At 33.0% G+C, this 13,472-nt stretch carries 9 protein-coding genes and 1 tRNA gene; 6 read left to right on the forward strand and 4 right to left on the reverse strand.

Annotated features, from left to right (window positions below; all coding sequences use genetic code 11):
• Positions 1-53: 53 nt before the first annotated feature.
• Positions 54-875 carry a LysR family transcriptional regulator gene (locus NST35_RS11405; protein WP_002458575.1) on the forward strand — a complete coding sequence of 274 codons (822 nt, stop codon included), beginning with the start codon at positions 54-56 and terminating at the stop codon, positions 873-875.
• Positions 876-952: 77 nt separating this feature from the next.
• Here NST35_RS11405 and NST35_RS11410 read toward each other — a convergent pair.
• The 3 genes from NST35_RS11410 to gltB form a co-directional block, all read right to left on the reverse strand.
• Positions 953-1,045, reverse strand: a tRNA-Ser gene (locus tag NST35_RS11410).
• Between the two features lie 62 nt (positions 1,046-1,107).
• The gene (locus NST35_RS11415) at positions 1,108-2,571 is read right to left on the reverse strand and encodes a glutamate synthase subunit beta (RefSeq protein WP_002458576.1); all 1,464 of its coding nucleotides are present in this window, start codon (positions 2,569-2,571) and stop codon (positions 1,108-1,110) included.
• A gap of 17 nt (positions 2,572-2,588) precedes the next feature.
• Complete coding sequence (gene gltB, locus NST35_RS11420; protein ID WP_002458577.1) at positions 2,589-7,085, reverse strand: glutamate synthase large subunit; 4,497 nt, start codon at positions 7,083-7,085, stop codon at positions 2,589-2,591.
• Positions 7,086-7,276: 191 nt separating this feature from the next.
• On the opposite strand from gltB, the gene gltC reads away from it, so the two are divergent.
• The 3 genes from gltC to NST35_RS11435 all read left to right on the forward strand — a co-directional run bounded on the left by gltC (position 7,277) and on the right by NST35_RS11435 (position 10,189).
• Positions 7,277-8,158 (forward strand): glutamate biosynthesis transcriptional regulator GltC, encoded by an 882-nt coding sequence (gene gltC, locus NST35_RS11425; protein WP_002458578.1) that lies wholly within the window; start codon positions 7,277-7,279, stop codon positions 8,156-8,158.
• 136 nt (positions 8,159-8,294) lie between these two features.
• Positions 8,295-9,407, forward strand: a complete 1,113-nt coding sequence (locus tag NST35_RS11430; RefSeq protein ID WP_340747309.1) for a YibE/F family protein — start codon at positions 8,295-8,297, stop codon at positions 9,405-9,407.
• Positions 9,404-10,189 (forward strand): YibE/F family protein, encoded by a 786-nt coding sequence (locus tag NST35_RS11435; protein ID WP_001829362.1) that lies wholly within the window; start codon positions 9,404-9,406, stop codon positions 10,187-10,189. The genes NST35_RS11430 and NST35_RS11435 overlap by 4 nt, the downstream gene beginning before the upstream one ends.
• A gap of 512 nt (positions 10,190-10,701) precedes the next feature.
• On the opposite strand, the gene NST35_RS11440 is transcribed toward NST35_RS11435, so the two are convergent.
• Complete coding sequence (locus tag NST35_RS11440; protein ID WP_001829379.1) at positions 10,702-11,088, reverse strand: NUDIX domain-containing protein; 387 nt, start codon at positions 11,086-11,088, stop codon at positions 10,702-10,704.
• Between the two features lie 187 nt (positions 11,089-11,275).
• Here NST35_RS11440 and NST35_RS11445 point away from each other — a divergent pair, with 187 nt between their 5' ends.
• Both NST35_RS11445 and NST35_RS11450 read left to right on the forward strand, forming a co-directional pair.
• Positions 11,276-11,554 carry a hypothetical protein gene (locus NST35_RS11445; protein WP_001829373.1) on the forward strand — a complete coding sequence of 93 codons (279 nt, stop codon included), beginning with the start codon at positions 11,276-11,278 and terminating at the stop codon, positions 11,552-11,554.
• A gap of 374 nt (positions 11,555-11,928) precedes the next feature.
• Positions 11,929-13,434: a glycosyltransferase gene (locus NST35_RS11450; RefSeq protein ID WP_001832460.1), complete on the forward strand. Its 1,506-nt coding sequence runs from the start codon at positions 11,929-11,931 to the stop codon at positions 13,432-13,434.
• Positions 13,435-13,472 lie beyond the last annotated feature (38 nt).

Below are 13,472 nucleotides of genomic sequence, written 5' to 3' on the forward strand. Positions count from 1 at the left end.
AAGTATAGTATATATATCAAAAATGTTATATTAGACTTAAAGGAGAATGATGCATGGATCCGTATAAGGTATTAATTGAAGTAATGAAAACAGAAAGTTTTACTAGAGCAGCAGAAAATTTATATACTTCGCAGCCTTCTGTGAGTCGTGATATTAAACGTTTAGAATTAAAATATAATGTTAAAATATTTGAATTTAAATCTCCATATTTAAAACTAACTAGAGATGGCGAAAAGCTACTACAATACGCATTGCAACGGGAAAGTATTGAACAAGAACTATGGCAAAACTTAACATCGGAATCTGAAATCATCTCAGGCACCTTAACAATTGGAAGCAGTTATACATACGGTGAATATTTATTATCAGAACAGCTTACCAGTCTTATGCAACAATACCCTAAGTTACATATTCATTTACGTGTTAATAATTCAGATTCTGTTATAAATGATATTAAACACAACAGAGTAGATATAGGTATTGTAGAAAAGGAAATTCAAGACAATGCAATAAAATGTAAGGAAATAATGGAAGACGAAATGGTGTATATTTACAAAAAATCGATTCAACCTAGAATGGATATATGTTTCGTTAGAGAAAAAGGGTCTGGAACAAGGTTTTATCAGGAAGTAGGTCTTTCTGAGTTGAAATTAAATCCATATTTGATAGAAATTAATAATATTAAGATTATTAAACAAATGGTAGAGGCTGGAAATGGGTTTGCAATTATTTCAAAATCAGCACTTCATCCAGAAGATTATGAAAAATTAGTGATAACAACTTTAAATGTGAAACGTCACTATTACCTTGCTCAACATGTTGATAAATATATAGGTAAAAATATTAGAGCTGTCATTGAAATGATTATGAAGTAGAGTATATAAAAAATCTGAGGCTAGGAATTATGTCCCAGCCTCTTTGGTATCTATTAGTCTTGGAATTTAAATTCTAATGGCGGAGGAAGAGGGATTCGAACCCCCGCGGCCCGTTAAGGCCCTGTCGGTTTTCAAGACCGATCCCTTCAGCCGGACTTGGGTATTCCTCCAATTAACACAATAACAATAATATAATGACTTTAATTAAAAGTCAATATAATTATTCTTGAGTTTACACTAGAACTTTTTTACTTAAGTATTGATCAACAGACTGTGCTACTTCACGACCTTCTTTTATTGCCCAAACAACCAAGCTCTGACCTCGTCTTGCATCTCCTGCAGCAAATATTTTAGCATGATTGGTTTGATAATTTGTATCATTAGCTACAATTTTATTACGCTCGGTGTGTATATCAAACGCATGCGGAACAGTGGTTTCAGTGCCAACAAACCCTATAGATAATAAGACTAAATCAGCCGGCCAAAATCGTTCTGGTCCATCTTCCATAACCATGCCATCAGGCGTTTCTTTTAATATTTGTGTATATAAGCCTTTAACATTTCCTAACTCGTCAACATCATAGCGCATTGTTTGTACACCATAGGCTCTTGGTTCTTGACCAAATTTAGCTTCATATTCCTTATGCGCATAATCCATTTTGAAAACAGGCATTGCTAATGGCCAGGAAGTATTACTTTCAAAAGTAATCTCTTCAGGTTGCTTCGTATATTTATTAAATTGGACAATAGATTTACAGTCTTCACGTAATGCAGTCGCTACACAGTCTGCACCAGTGTCACCAGCACCAATAATAATTACATTCTTATCTTTAGCAGTAATGCTCAAACTTTCAATCTCACCATTTAGATACTGGGTTTGTTCAGTAAGATAGTCCATTGCAAAATGAATACCAGAGCCCATTCGTCCTTCTAATGGCAAATCTCTCGCATTTTGAGCACCTGTGCATAAAATAATAGCATCATAATTTTCTTCAAGTGTTTCACGGCTCACATCGACGCCAATTTCAACGCCTGTTTTAAATAAAATCCCAGCATCTTTCATAAGTGATACACGTCGACGTATTACGTCTTTATCTAGTTTCATATTTGGTATGCCATACATTAGCAAGCCACCTGGTTCATGCGCCTTTTCATAAACCGTAACTTTATAGCCTTTAAGGTTTAATTCTTCAGCTGCTGTAAGTCCCGCTGGGCCACTACCTACGATAGCAACTCGTTGGTCCTTATGCTCTTCAGGATATGCGGGATGAACCCACTTGTTCTCATATGCTTCGTCAATAATTGTACGTTCAATACCTTTAATCGCCACGGATTCTCTATTAATTTTCATAACACATGATTGCTCACATGGTGCTGGACAAACTCTTCCTGTAAATTCAGGAAAATTATTCGTCTCTCTCAATCTTTCGTAAGCAGCTTTAAAATCTTGATGATAGACTAAGTCGTTCCACTCAGGTATATAATTACCAATAGGGCATCCTATTGTTTCTCTTCCATAAGATTGCCCAGTTTGACAAAAAGGTGTTCCACAATCCATACAGCGAGCACCCTGAATCGAAGCATCTTCTTTAGTGAAGCGTTGTTGAAACGCTTCATGATTCGAAAGACGGTCTACCAAAGACAATTCTGATAGCGACTGTTTATCATATTTCATAAATCCTTTAAATTCGCCCATGATAATCCCCCACTTCTTTAATAAATGACTGCTGGCTGTAACTCTTGTTCAATTGTTTCTCTATCATCATAAAACGCTGCCAGTGTTGCTTCATCTTCACGTTCCATTTGACGTTTTTTCAAATCAATTTTTTGCATCATTAATTTGTAATCTTTTGGAATAACTTTAATTGCTAACTTTTCAATATTGTCAAATTGGTCGAGTATTTGGCGTGCTTTATTACTACGTGTATGCTTAAAATGTGCTTCGAGCATGTCTTTGATAAGGGATTTTTCCTCATCAAAACGTATACTACTGAATTCTAAAGTTTCAAGCGCATTAACCTTTTTAAATGTCTCCACGTCAGAAGGGAAAATATAACTTACGCCCCCGCTCATACCTTGGCCAAAGTTCTTTCCTACGTCTCCTAAGATAATGACATGTCCCCCTGTCATATATTCAAGTCCATGATCACCAATACCTTCTACCACAACATCTGCGCCACTATTTCTAATACAGAAACGCTCACCAGCTTTACCATTGATAAACGCTTTACCTCTAGAAGCACCGTAAAAGTTTACATTTCCTGCTATAAATTCATTTTCACGCTGACTATTTGGAGCATTTACGATGACAGTTCCACCGGACAATCCTTTACCTACATAATCATTAGCATCACCGGTATGATGAATTGTTAATCCGCGTGGTGCATATGCTGCTAAGCTTTGACCTGCATGACCTTCAGTGTAAGCAAGTATCGTATCTTCAGGCAATCCTTCTTCTCCATATTGTTTAGCTATCGCACTACCTGTAATTACACCTACATCTCGCTGTTCATTATTAACAACATAATTTCCGGTAAAAGAGTGCCCGTTTTCAATGCTATAGCGTGCGTCTGGGTACAGATAATTCAAATCGAATCCTTCATCAAGATGATGATTTTGTGATATCTCTTTCGTATTAACACCGTCAAATTGTTCAATTAAACGTTCTATTTGAAGAGACGCTGCTTTACTATTTGGTTTCAATTGCGTCGAACGTTGAAGAAGATCTGTTCTCCCTACTAACTCTTCTACTGTTTCTAAACCAAGTGAAGCCAAAATTTCACGTAATTCTTCAGCTATAAAATACATAAAGTTAACTACATGCTGTGCCTTACCTCTAAACAAAGCTCTCAAATCTTTGTTTTGTGTTGCAACCCCTACTGGACACGTATCGTTATGACAAACCCTCATCATAATACACCCCAAAACAACAAGTGGTGCTGTTGCGAAACCAAATTCTTCTGCACCGAGCGCACAAGCATAAGCTACATCTTTACCTGTCAGTAACTTACCATCCGTTTCTAATTTTACACGACTACGCAAATCATTTAATTTAAGTGTTTGATGTGTTTCGGCAAGGCCTATCTCCCATGGCAAACCTGCATGTTGAATACTTGTTTTAGGCGATGCACCTGTACCTCCATCATAACCACTTATAACAATTTTATCGGCGAAAGCTTTAGCTACCCCTGAAGCTATAGTTCCAACGCCAGTTTTAGATACAAGTTTAACTGCAATATCAGCTCTTCTATTTGCATTTTTTAAATCATGAATGAGCTGTGCTAAGTCCTCAATTGAATAAATATCATGGTGTGGTGGTGGTGAAATTAATCCTATACCTGGTGTCGAACCTCTAGTCTCAGCAATCCATGGATATACTTTTGAACCTGGTAGTTGTCCACCTTCCCCTGGTTTAGCGCCCTGTGCAACTTTAATTTGAATTTCTTTTGCATGTTGCAAGTAATCACTCGTCACCCCAAAACGACCTGATGCAACTTGCTTAATTGCACTTATCTTATTACTTCCATCCTTTTGAATTTCGTAACGTGAAGAATCTTCACCACCTTCTCCACTATTGCTTTTACCTCCAATTTGATTCATAGCTTGAGCCAACGTCTCATGTGCTTCTGCTGAGATAGAGCCGTAACTCATAGCTCCTGTATTAAAACGTTTCACAATTTCACTTGCTGGTTCAACACGACTAATATCAATAGATTGACGTGTCTTGAATTCTAATAAATGTCTAATATGATCCGTACGTTGTAAATTTACATCTTTGGAGAATTTTTTAAACAACTCGTAATCATTTTCTCTACATGCATGCTGCAATAAAAAAATCGTACGAGGATTAAATGCATGATGCTGACCTTGCTGTCTCCATTGGAATACACTTCCGGATTCAAGATAATCAGAATCATCACTTTGTCTCGCTTTATTCTCTTGGTCTATTTGTTCAATACTTATACCAGATAATTTTGACTGTGTACCTGTAAAATATTTTTCAATGACGCTATTCGATAAACCTACCGCTTCAAATATCTGTGCTCCTTGATAACTTTGTACGGTAGAAATGCCCATTTTAGCCATCACTTTAATAACGCCTTCTGACAATACATTGGTATACGTAGCAACATTTTCAGCGACGTTTCCTGAAAGTTGACCTTGACGCGTTAATTGTTCAATCGTTCGTTGCGCTAAATATGGAACTACAGCGTTTGCACCATAACCAAGTAAACATGCAACATGATGAACTTCTCGTGTTTCACCGGACTGCGCAATGAGGCTGGTCTCCATTCTTAATCCTTCTCGAATTAATAATTGATGCACGTGACTTAATGCTAATAAAATTGGCATTGCATAACTATTTTCGTGAGTTAACGACGTATCGTCTAACACCAAAATTTTCGCTCCTTCATGTACAGCCTGTATTGCTCGGTTCCCTAGTTCAGTTAAGCTACTTTCCAAATCATCTGTATAAAGTGTAGATAAATACGTTACATTAAAATACGAATGATCGATTGATGATAATTGCGCTTCATTTAAAACTGGTTTTTTTAATTGAATTCTTTCTAAAACTGATTCATCAGGACATAAAAGGTTCCCTTCTGAACCTAAATATGAAAGTTCACTCGTTACAATCTTTTCTCGATAAGCATCGATGGGTGGATTGGTAACTTGTGCAAATAATTGTTTAAAATAATTAAATAGCGACTCAGGCTTATCATTAAGAACTGCAATAGGTGCATCATATCCCATCGCTCCAATGGGATCTTTTTTATTGATGACTAAATCTGTCATATATTTATTGATATCTTCTTTAGTGTAAGCAAATTGTTTCTGTAAGCGGAAGAGTGTTTGATCATCCCAGTCGGAAGATTGGTAATAAATATTATCTAAATCATTTTGATTTTTATAATCTTTTAGCCATTGTTCGTAGGGCAACTCATTAGCAATATTAGTTTTTAGCTCATTATTTTCTACAACCTTATTTTGTAAAAAGTCTACAAGTAATAACTTCCCAGGATTAAGTTGTCCTTTAAATGCTACATTTTCTTCCGGAACATCAATGACACCTACTTCGGAAGAAAAAACAATAAAATTATCTTTAGTTATTGTATAACGCCCAGGTCTTAATCCATTTCTATCAGTCAATGCACCTATCTTATCTCCATTGCAAAAGGAAATCATAGTTGGTCCATCCCATGGCTCCATTAAATAACTATAAAATTCATAGAAAGAACGAACTTTTTTATCGTTAGATTCATTGTATAACCATGGCTCTGGAATTAATAACATCGCTGCTTTTTCAGGCTCCATTGCTAATGATAAGAACTCTAACGCATTATCAACTATTGATGAGTCACTACCATCTTCATCAACAATAAAATGCACCTTATCTTTCTCATCTTCAAATAATGTTTCAACTAGTTTATTTTGGCGTGCTCGCATCCAGTTTACGTTACCCTTAATGGTATTAATTTCACCATTGTGCATAAGCATTCGATTTGGATGTGCACGTTTCCAACTTGGAAATGTATTAGTGCTAAAGCGGGAGTGTACAAGTCCTAATTTTGATTGATATGCCTCATTTTGTAGGTCTAAATATAAGCCTTTAATTTGATCTGAACGTAACCAACCTTTATAAACAATCGTTCTATGAGAGAGACTTGTGAAATATAAATCTATGGATTGTGTTTCACTATATTTTTCAATTTGTTTTCTTGCTAAAAACAATCGTTTTTCAACTTCATTTACACCTGTGATGTCAACAAATACTTGTTGAATATAAGGCATAGTATCTGCAACATGTTGAGCAATAGCGCGAGTATCTACTGGCACATCTCTATATCCAATGACTTTAAAACCTTCACTTTCAAAATATTGATTAAACATCTCTTCGTGAATTGAATCTCTAACTTTCTCTTTAGAAAAAAATAATCCCACGGCATAATATCCTTCGCCGGGAACTTTGAATTCTGTTAATTGTTCGAACAATTGGTATGGTATCTCCGTCATAATTCCAGCACCATCACCAGTAATACCGTCGGCACCTACTCCACCACGATGATCTAACCGTCTTAACATTTCTAAAGATTTTTCTATAATATCGTGAGATCTTTTATTATCCATATTGGCATAAAATCCAATACCACACGCATCATGCTCTTCACGATAATCGTATAGTCCTTTTTTTAATTTCTCATTGTACATGATGCACACTCCCTTATTAGAATTTTCTGACAATTTTGTTTGATATTAATAACTATAATGTAATTTATTTATCTGTTCAATATATAAATTAGATTAAATTCATCTAATTATTAGAACGATTCCAAAAAATACTGATATACTAGGTTTAGAATAAGACAGTATTTATTTTATTGAATGGAGGGAAATCAACTATGGATATAAAACAACTTAGATACTTTGTAGAGGTTGCACGTCGAGAGCATATTTCAGATGCAGCATTAGAACTAAACATTGCACAGTCTGCGATTAGTCGTCAAATCACTCAACTCGAAAAAGAATTGGGGGTGACATTATTTAAAAGAAGTGGTAGAAATATCATATTAACTGTTGAAGGTAGACAGTTACTCTCACAGGCAACTCAAATACTAGAATTAATGGATAAAACCATTCACTCATTTCAACAACACGCATCACATAATCAACAGACAATTTATATTGGATATGAAGAAAGTGATGCCTCTCAAATGATTCTTCCCCTAATTCAAACATTTGAACAACAAAGTAACAGTACCATGATTCCGCAACTTACAATACATGATAAATTATTAGATCAAATTCTTTCCAATCAGTTGGATATTGCAATCACTGAATTTACTCCTGTGTTAGAACGGGAAACACATTTACGCGTCATGCCTTTATTTGAAGAAAATTATCATATGTATGTACCCAAATCACATCCGCTAGCTATGACTATACATCCCCCGCTATCTCAATTTACAAATCAATCACTATACTGTCTCGAACCAATGGCAAACTCTATAAAAAGTAAATTGATTGAAAAGACTAAAGCACAAGTACGAATGATTTCAGATATGAAACTCGCTCAACATATTTTGAGTAATGATAAGGGATTTATTATTTCTAGTCAAAATTGTTTACTATATAATCACGTAAATTGGACTAAAATCCCTTTAAATCATACAGAATTAAAACGAACGCTATGTGTAGTTATGCGAAAAGATAACAAGAAAAACGACATTAATATAGCATGGAATTTAATTTACACATTATTAAATAAATCCACTATAAATTAACCATTCATCTTATCTTTTCAAAAGTTTATCACTCTTCGACATCAACATTTCATTGATAACTTTTTGAGTTCAATCATAAAAGGTCGTATAATCGCTATATCAATATGATTATTAAGTTGAGAATTGAGGTTTTAAGATGCAATCCAAGAATTTTTTAAAAACACCTTTTACTTGGATGATGATAATCTTTAGTTGCCTATTTTTAGGTACGTTAATATTCACGTTTTTTAACGATAGATTTTATAATATGCCTATAGGACAAATCACTCAAATTACTGATATCCAATCACAAAAGGTAACAGACGAGCACAAAAATAAAGATATTAAGTACAAAGAGAAGATAACATTCAAGATTCTAAATGGTGAATTCAAGGGGCAAACAACGACGATTCCCCACCAATATGTGAAATCTCAAGCTGATTCAGAATCATTTTCCAAAAATGACAAGGTTCTTTTACATATTTCTAAAAATCCTAAAGACGCAACTATTATAGAGAAAAAACGAGATACTATTGTTGTCATAATAACCGGCTTATTTTTACTTACTGTTTTAGTTGTAGGAAAAAAAGTAGGACTTCAATCTATATTATCTCTTATCGTTAATACCATTGCCGTTATGGGAGCTATTTTAATACATGATCAATATGGGGCTATAAGTTTATTCTTTTTGATGACTTGTGCTATTATCATTTCCACTTCTTTCACTTTACTACTTGTAACAGGTTGGCATAGCCGAACCTTAATTACTATTGTAAGTACGCTGATTGGTACGTTCTTATGTGTTGGAATTACCGAAGTCATCATCAAATTTACCGGGGGAAATGGAATAAAATACGAAACAATCACTTTCCTTACTCTCCCTCCTAAGGATGTCTTTCTAGCTTCCGTACTAATAGGTACACTTGGAGCAGTGATGGATGTTTCTATTACTATTGCAAGTGGGATGTACGAAATTTTAAAACGTAGCCCTCAAATTTCCATGAAACGTTGGGCTCTTGCCGGAAGACATATCGGTCAGGATATAATGGGAACAATGACTAATATACTTCTCTTTTCATATCTATCTGGTAGCTTACCTATGTTTCTAATTTATTTAAAAAATGCTAACACTATTACTTATACTATTTCGATGAATTGGTCATTAGAAGTTGCTCGAGCATTAACTGGTGGGATAGGTATCGTTTTAACTATTCCTATAACAATTGCTTTAATGGAACTATGGTTTAAACTGCGAGGTGTTAATCAATGAGTGCAATTACTATTTTAGGTTTCTTATTATTGTTGATAATGGTTATTTTCGGAGGTAAAAAAGGACTCATTTCTTTTTTCACTTTGTTTTTAAATTTTATCATTCTTGTAATAAGTATTCTTTTAATTATATATGGTGTGCCAATCTATCTTGTCACATTTATATTTTGCTTTATCATAGCCGCAATTAATTTATTTGTATTAAATAGTTACAATGTAAAAACACAAGCGGCTTTTCTAGGTACTTTAGTAACAATACTTATATTAATACTCATGATATACTTTTCAGTTGAGATGGGTCACTTACAAGGTTTTGCCACCGAACAGCAGGATGAAACATATGTGTATTCAATGAATATTGGTATTAATATGGTACAATTTATGGTATTTACAATTGTTCTTGCAGTGATAGCTGCAGTCATTGATTTAGCAATAACAATTAGTTCCCCTATGTATGAACTAAATGAGACTAATCCAAATTTAAATCAGCATCAATTATTTCAGTCTGGTATGCGTGTGGGTAGAGAGATATTAGCAACTTCTGCCAACACCATTTATTTAGCATTTTTCGGAGGACAATTAACTTTATTCTTCTGGTTCTTTAAATTAAAATATTCATTTGGACACATCATTAATTCGAAGATATTCACACAGGAATTTATAGCTATTTTACTTGGTGGTATCGCCGTTGCAATTAGCATTCCCATTACTGCATGGATTACAGCATTTATGATTAAACATGTCAGTCAGAAGAAGACTCTTACGAATCAACAAAATAAATAAAATATTCCCATCGCCTTTAAATAATTAAAGCGAGCGTTGATAATCAAACAATTTAACTTAATTATTATATGGCGATGGGATGTTTAATATTATTCTTAATGTATAAACCTAATTTAAAGTAATTGCATTTTTAATAAATATTCGTCATATTCTTTTTTATATTTGATAGTGTACGTAAATTCTTTAACCCATGAAAATATATCTTTCTCACATCTGTGTAACAACTTACTCACTTTTCACCGACAACTTTTGCTCAACATTAACTTTCTATAATGCATCGCCAAAATAATATAGCAAATAGGTTTTTTCATATACTGTCTAACCATTAATCTTTTCACTCAGAAAGATTCAGTCATCTATGTACCTGCACAACTAGGTTAGGTTAATGGCTTCTATAATGAGCACAGTTTAAATATTCAATTAGCGCGCTTTCATAAACTTGATATTATCAAAACTTCACATCAATAGAAATTGAGTTGCGTAATATGATGTTAATATTTAAACCCTATCTATTAATCATTGATAAATTCCTTAATCCACGTATTCACTGCAGGCGCTATATTTTCACTGTCATTGATATCGAACCATTTCATGTCAGTAATTTCATGATCGGTTTCAACTTTTGACCAATCTATAGCTCGATTAACTTTAAATCCATTAAGTTCAGTCAACATATTAGGTTGTGGATAGGCTTCTCCGACAATAGTTCCAATAAATTCTAATTCATCTTTAGCTAATTCTAAGCGCAATTCTTCCTTCAATTCTCTCTGTAAAGCTTCCACAAGGCTCTCACCCTCATCAATTTTACCACCCGGGAAATAATACTTATCTCTATGTCGAACTTGTACAAGTAGTAACTGATGATTCTTTTCTTCAACCAAGCAAACACATTTAATCATTCATCAATTCACCCTTATTCATAATAAATATCTTCAATTTCATACTTATATTTAGTATTATGTTATCATAAATAAGTTACTACATGATTTAACTAAACTACATTTAATTGAAAATATGACAATTAACCATACATTCGAATATTTTAATCTTCAAAATAAGTATGGTATACGGAGGGAATCATAATTTATGGCTAAACAAGCAAACGCTTCACGTTTATCAAGATTATTCAATGTAGCAGGATTCATTGTAGATGGTTATAACGGAATTCGCTATAATGCTAAGAATAAACAACTTGTCTATTTATCATTAGGTCTAAGCGCACTTGGAACAATCATTGATTTTTACATTTCTATTAAATCTGCATCTAAACTTCGTAAGTTAAGTGCACTTGGATCATTTGCAATCAATGGGGTACGCTTATTCACAAGTTTTAAAAAAGTTAGAGATGAATATGACTATCACTAAACAAATTAAAACTGATAATTAAATTTTTTCAGAAAAAATAAGTTGCCAAACATTAAAATATATTCTTATGAGATGACTAGTTTTAAAAATATTGTTCTAATCATTTTTAAACTTTTTATCTTAAAGTAAGAGGTGGGGAGATGAATAGATTAAAAATTCTTCCTCACCTCTTTTTTATTTTAAACAAATTAAACAATTATAAAATAGTGTGACAAAGCATTGCATTTAATACTAAACACAAACACGGTTATATAGTACAAATTCTGAATAGTTATTAAAATTCTTGTAATTTTCATAAAAATGTTTATCATAAGTAATTAACAATTTATACAACTTATCTAATAATTTAAGTTTGAAATAAAGGAGAATTAATTATGATATACACAGTAACAACCACCCTTCCATTATCCCATGGTGGTAGAACTCAAGCTTTACTCAGACGAATTAAACTGTTAGATGAAGAATTTAAAATTCCAAGTAAAATTCTCACCACTAATTATCATGGTAATTATCCTAGTATTTATAAAAAATACAGACAAGAAAACAAAGTTACAGAAAATATACAATTCGAGAATATGTATGAATGGTTATCAAATTTCAAACTTTTTAAAGTCCCAAAAACATTGATTACTAGGAATCCAAAATACATTAAAACACCTAGAAAGATTAAAGGACTTATTGATAAGCAAGGAAAAAAGAGTGGTCTTATTCATTATTATAATAATGAATGTCATGTGAGATCTCGAAAGTATTATGGACAGTCTAATGTTCTTGAATATGAGGACTTCATTTCTCCCACATCAGGATTGAAATATGAGCGCCATCAATATAACTTATACGGCCAACTTCATAGAAAAGAATATTATTATGATGACTCTTCTTTAAAACATAGCGACGAATTATTTGATACTGAGGGCTCTATGTACTGCAAGAGATATTTCAAAACTAAACCAAACAGCAAAATTAATGGCGTAGAAATATATAGAAATAAAAAACTTTATAAGACCTTTAAAAATGATAAATTATTAGCTCAGTTTTATTTTCAGAATAGATTCAAAAATCAAGATATCGTCTTTAATGATGCTCGATTTTTAGATAAACCATTACTTAAACAAACGCACCAAACAAAAAATATTCTTGTTTTACATAGCTCGCATTTATCAGGGGACCAAATAAAAAAATCATATCGATTTGCTTTAAATCAATCAAAAAATGTTTATAAGTATATTGTTCTCACTCACCAACAAAAGCACGATATACAGCAACATTTCCATATAAGTGACGACCAATTCCAACTAGTACCACATTTTATCGAATTAGATACGGAGGTAGAACAAGATTCCTCAAACAATCAAAATCGCTTTATATATATAGGCCGTTTTAGCACAGAGAAACAGATTGATCATATTATTAGAGCTTATCACAAGTTTTTGCAAAGTGGTTACCAAACAGAATTACATTTATTTGGTAGAGATGAAGATAATCAAATTCCATTGATGAATACTTTGATTTCAGAATTAAAATTATCGGATAAAGTTAAAATATTTAAATATACCAATCAACCTTTACAAGAATTTAAGAATTCTAAAGCCTCTCTACTTACAAGTCAATATGAGGGATTTGGCTTAACACTTATGGAAAGTATAGAAATGGGGTGTCCAGTCCTATCTTATAACGTTCGTTACGGTCCAAGTGAAATTATTCAAAACGGGATAAATGGCTATCTCATTGAAAAAAATGATATTGATAGTTTATCAAAACATATGATTAACATCATTGAGCACCCACTACAAAAAGTGAAAAATAAAGACACTTTAAAATATAACGCCGCAGTGAATAATTACAAACAACTTATGCAAAGCTTAGACTTATTAAAATAGTCAAGTTTTCCGATATTATAAAGATTTGGTAGCATCTT

This window comes from Staphylococcus sp. FSL W8-0304 (assembly GCF_038006565.1).
GTDB lineage: Bacteria > Bacillota > Bacilli > Staphylococcales > Staphylococcaceae > Staphylococcus > Staphylococcus epidermidis.

Bases quoted from the DNA above. Each gene is read 5' to 3' on its own strand.
- NST35_RS11405 (WP_002458575.1), top strand. From the start codon at position 54: ATGGATCCGTATAAGGTATTAATTGAAGTAATGAAAACAGAAAGTTTT.
- NST35_RS11415 (WP_002458576.1), bottom strand. From the start codon at position 2,571: ATGGGCGAATTTAAAGGATTTATGAAATATGATAAACAGTCGCTATCA.
- gltB (WP_002458577.1), bottom strand. From the start codon at position 7,085: ATGTACAATGAGAAATTAAAAAAAGGACTATACGATTATCGTGAAGAG.
- gltC (WP_002458578.1), top strand. From the start codon at position 7,277: ATGGATATAAAACAACTTAGATACTTTGTAGAGGTTGCACGTCGAGAG.
- NST35_RS11430 (WP_340747309.1), top strand. From the start codon at position 8,295: ATGCAATCCAAGAATTTTTTAAAAACACCTTTTACTTGGATGATGATA.
- NST35_RS11435 (WP_001829362.1), top strand. From the start codon at position 9,404: ATGAGTGCAATTACTATTTTAGGTTTCTTATTATTGTTGATAATGGTT.
- NST35_RS11440 (WP_001829379.1), bottom strand. From the start codon at position 11,088: ATGATTAAATGTGTTTGCTTGGTTGAAGAAAAGAATCATCAGTTACTA.
- NST35_RS11445 (WP_001829373.1), top strand. From the start codon at position 11,276: ATGGCTAAACAAGCAAACGCTTCACGTTTATCAAGATTATTCAATGTA.
- NST35_RS11450 (WP_001832460.1), top strand. From the start codon at position 11,929: ATGATATACACAGTAACAACCACCCTTCCATTATCCCATGGTGGTAGA.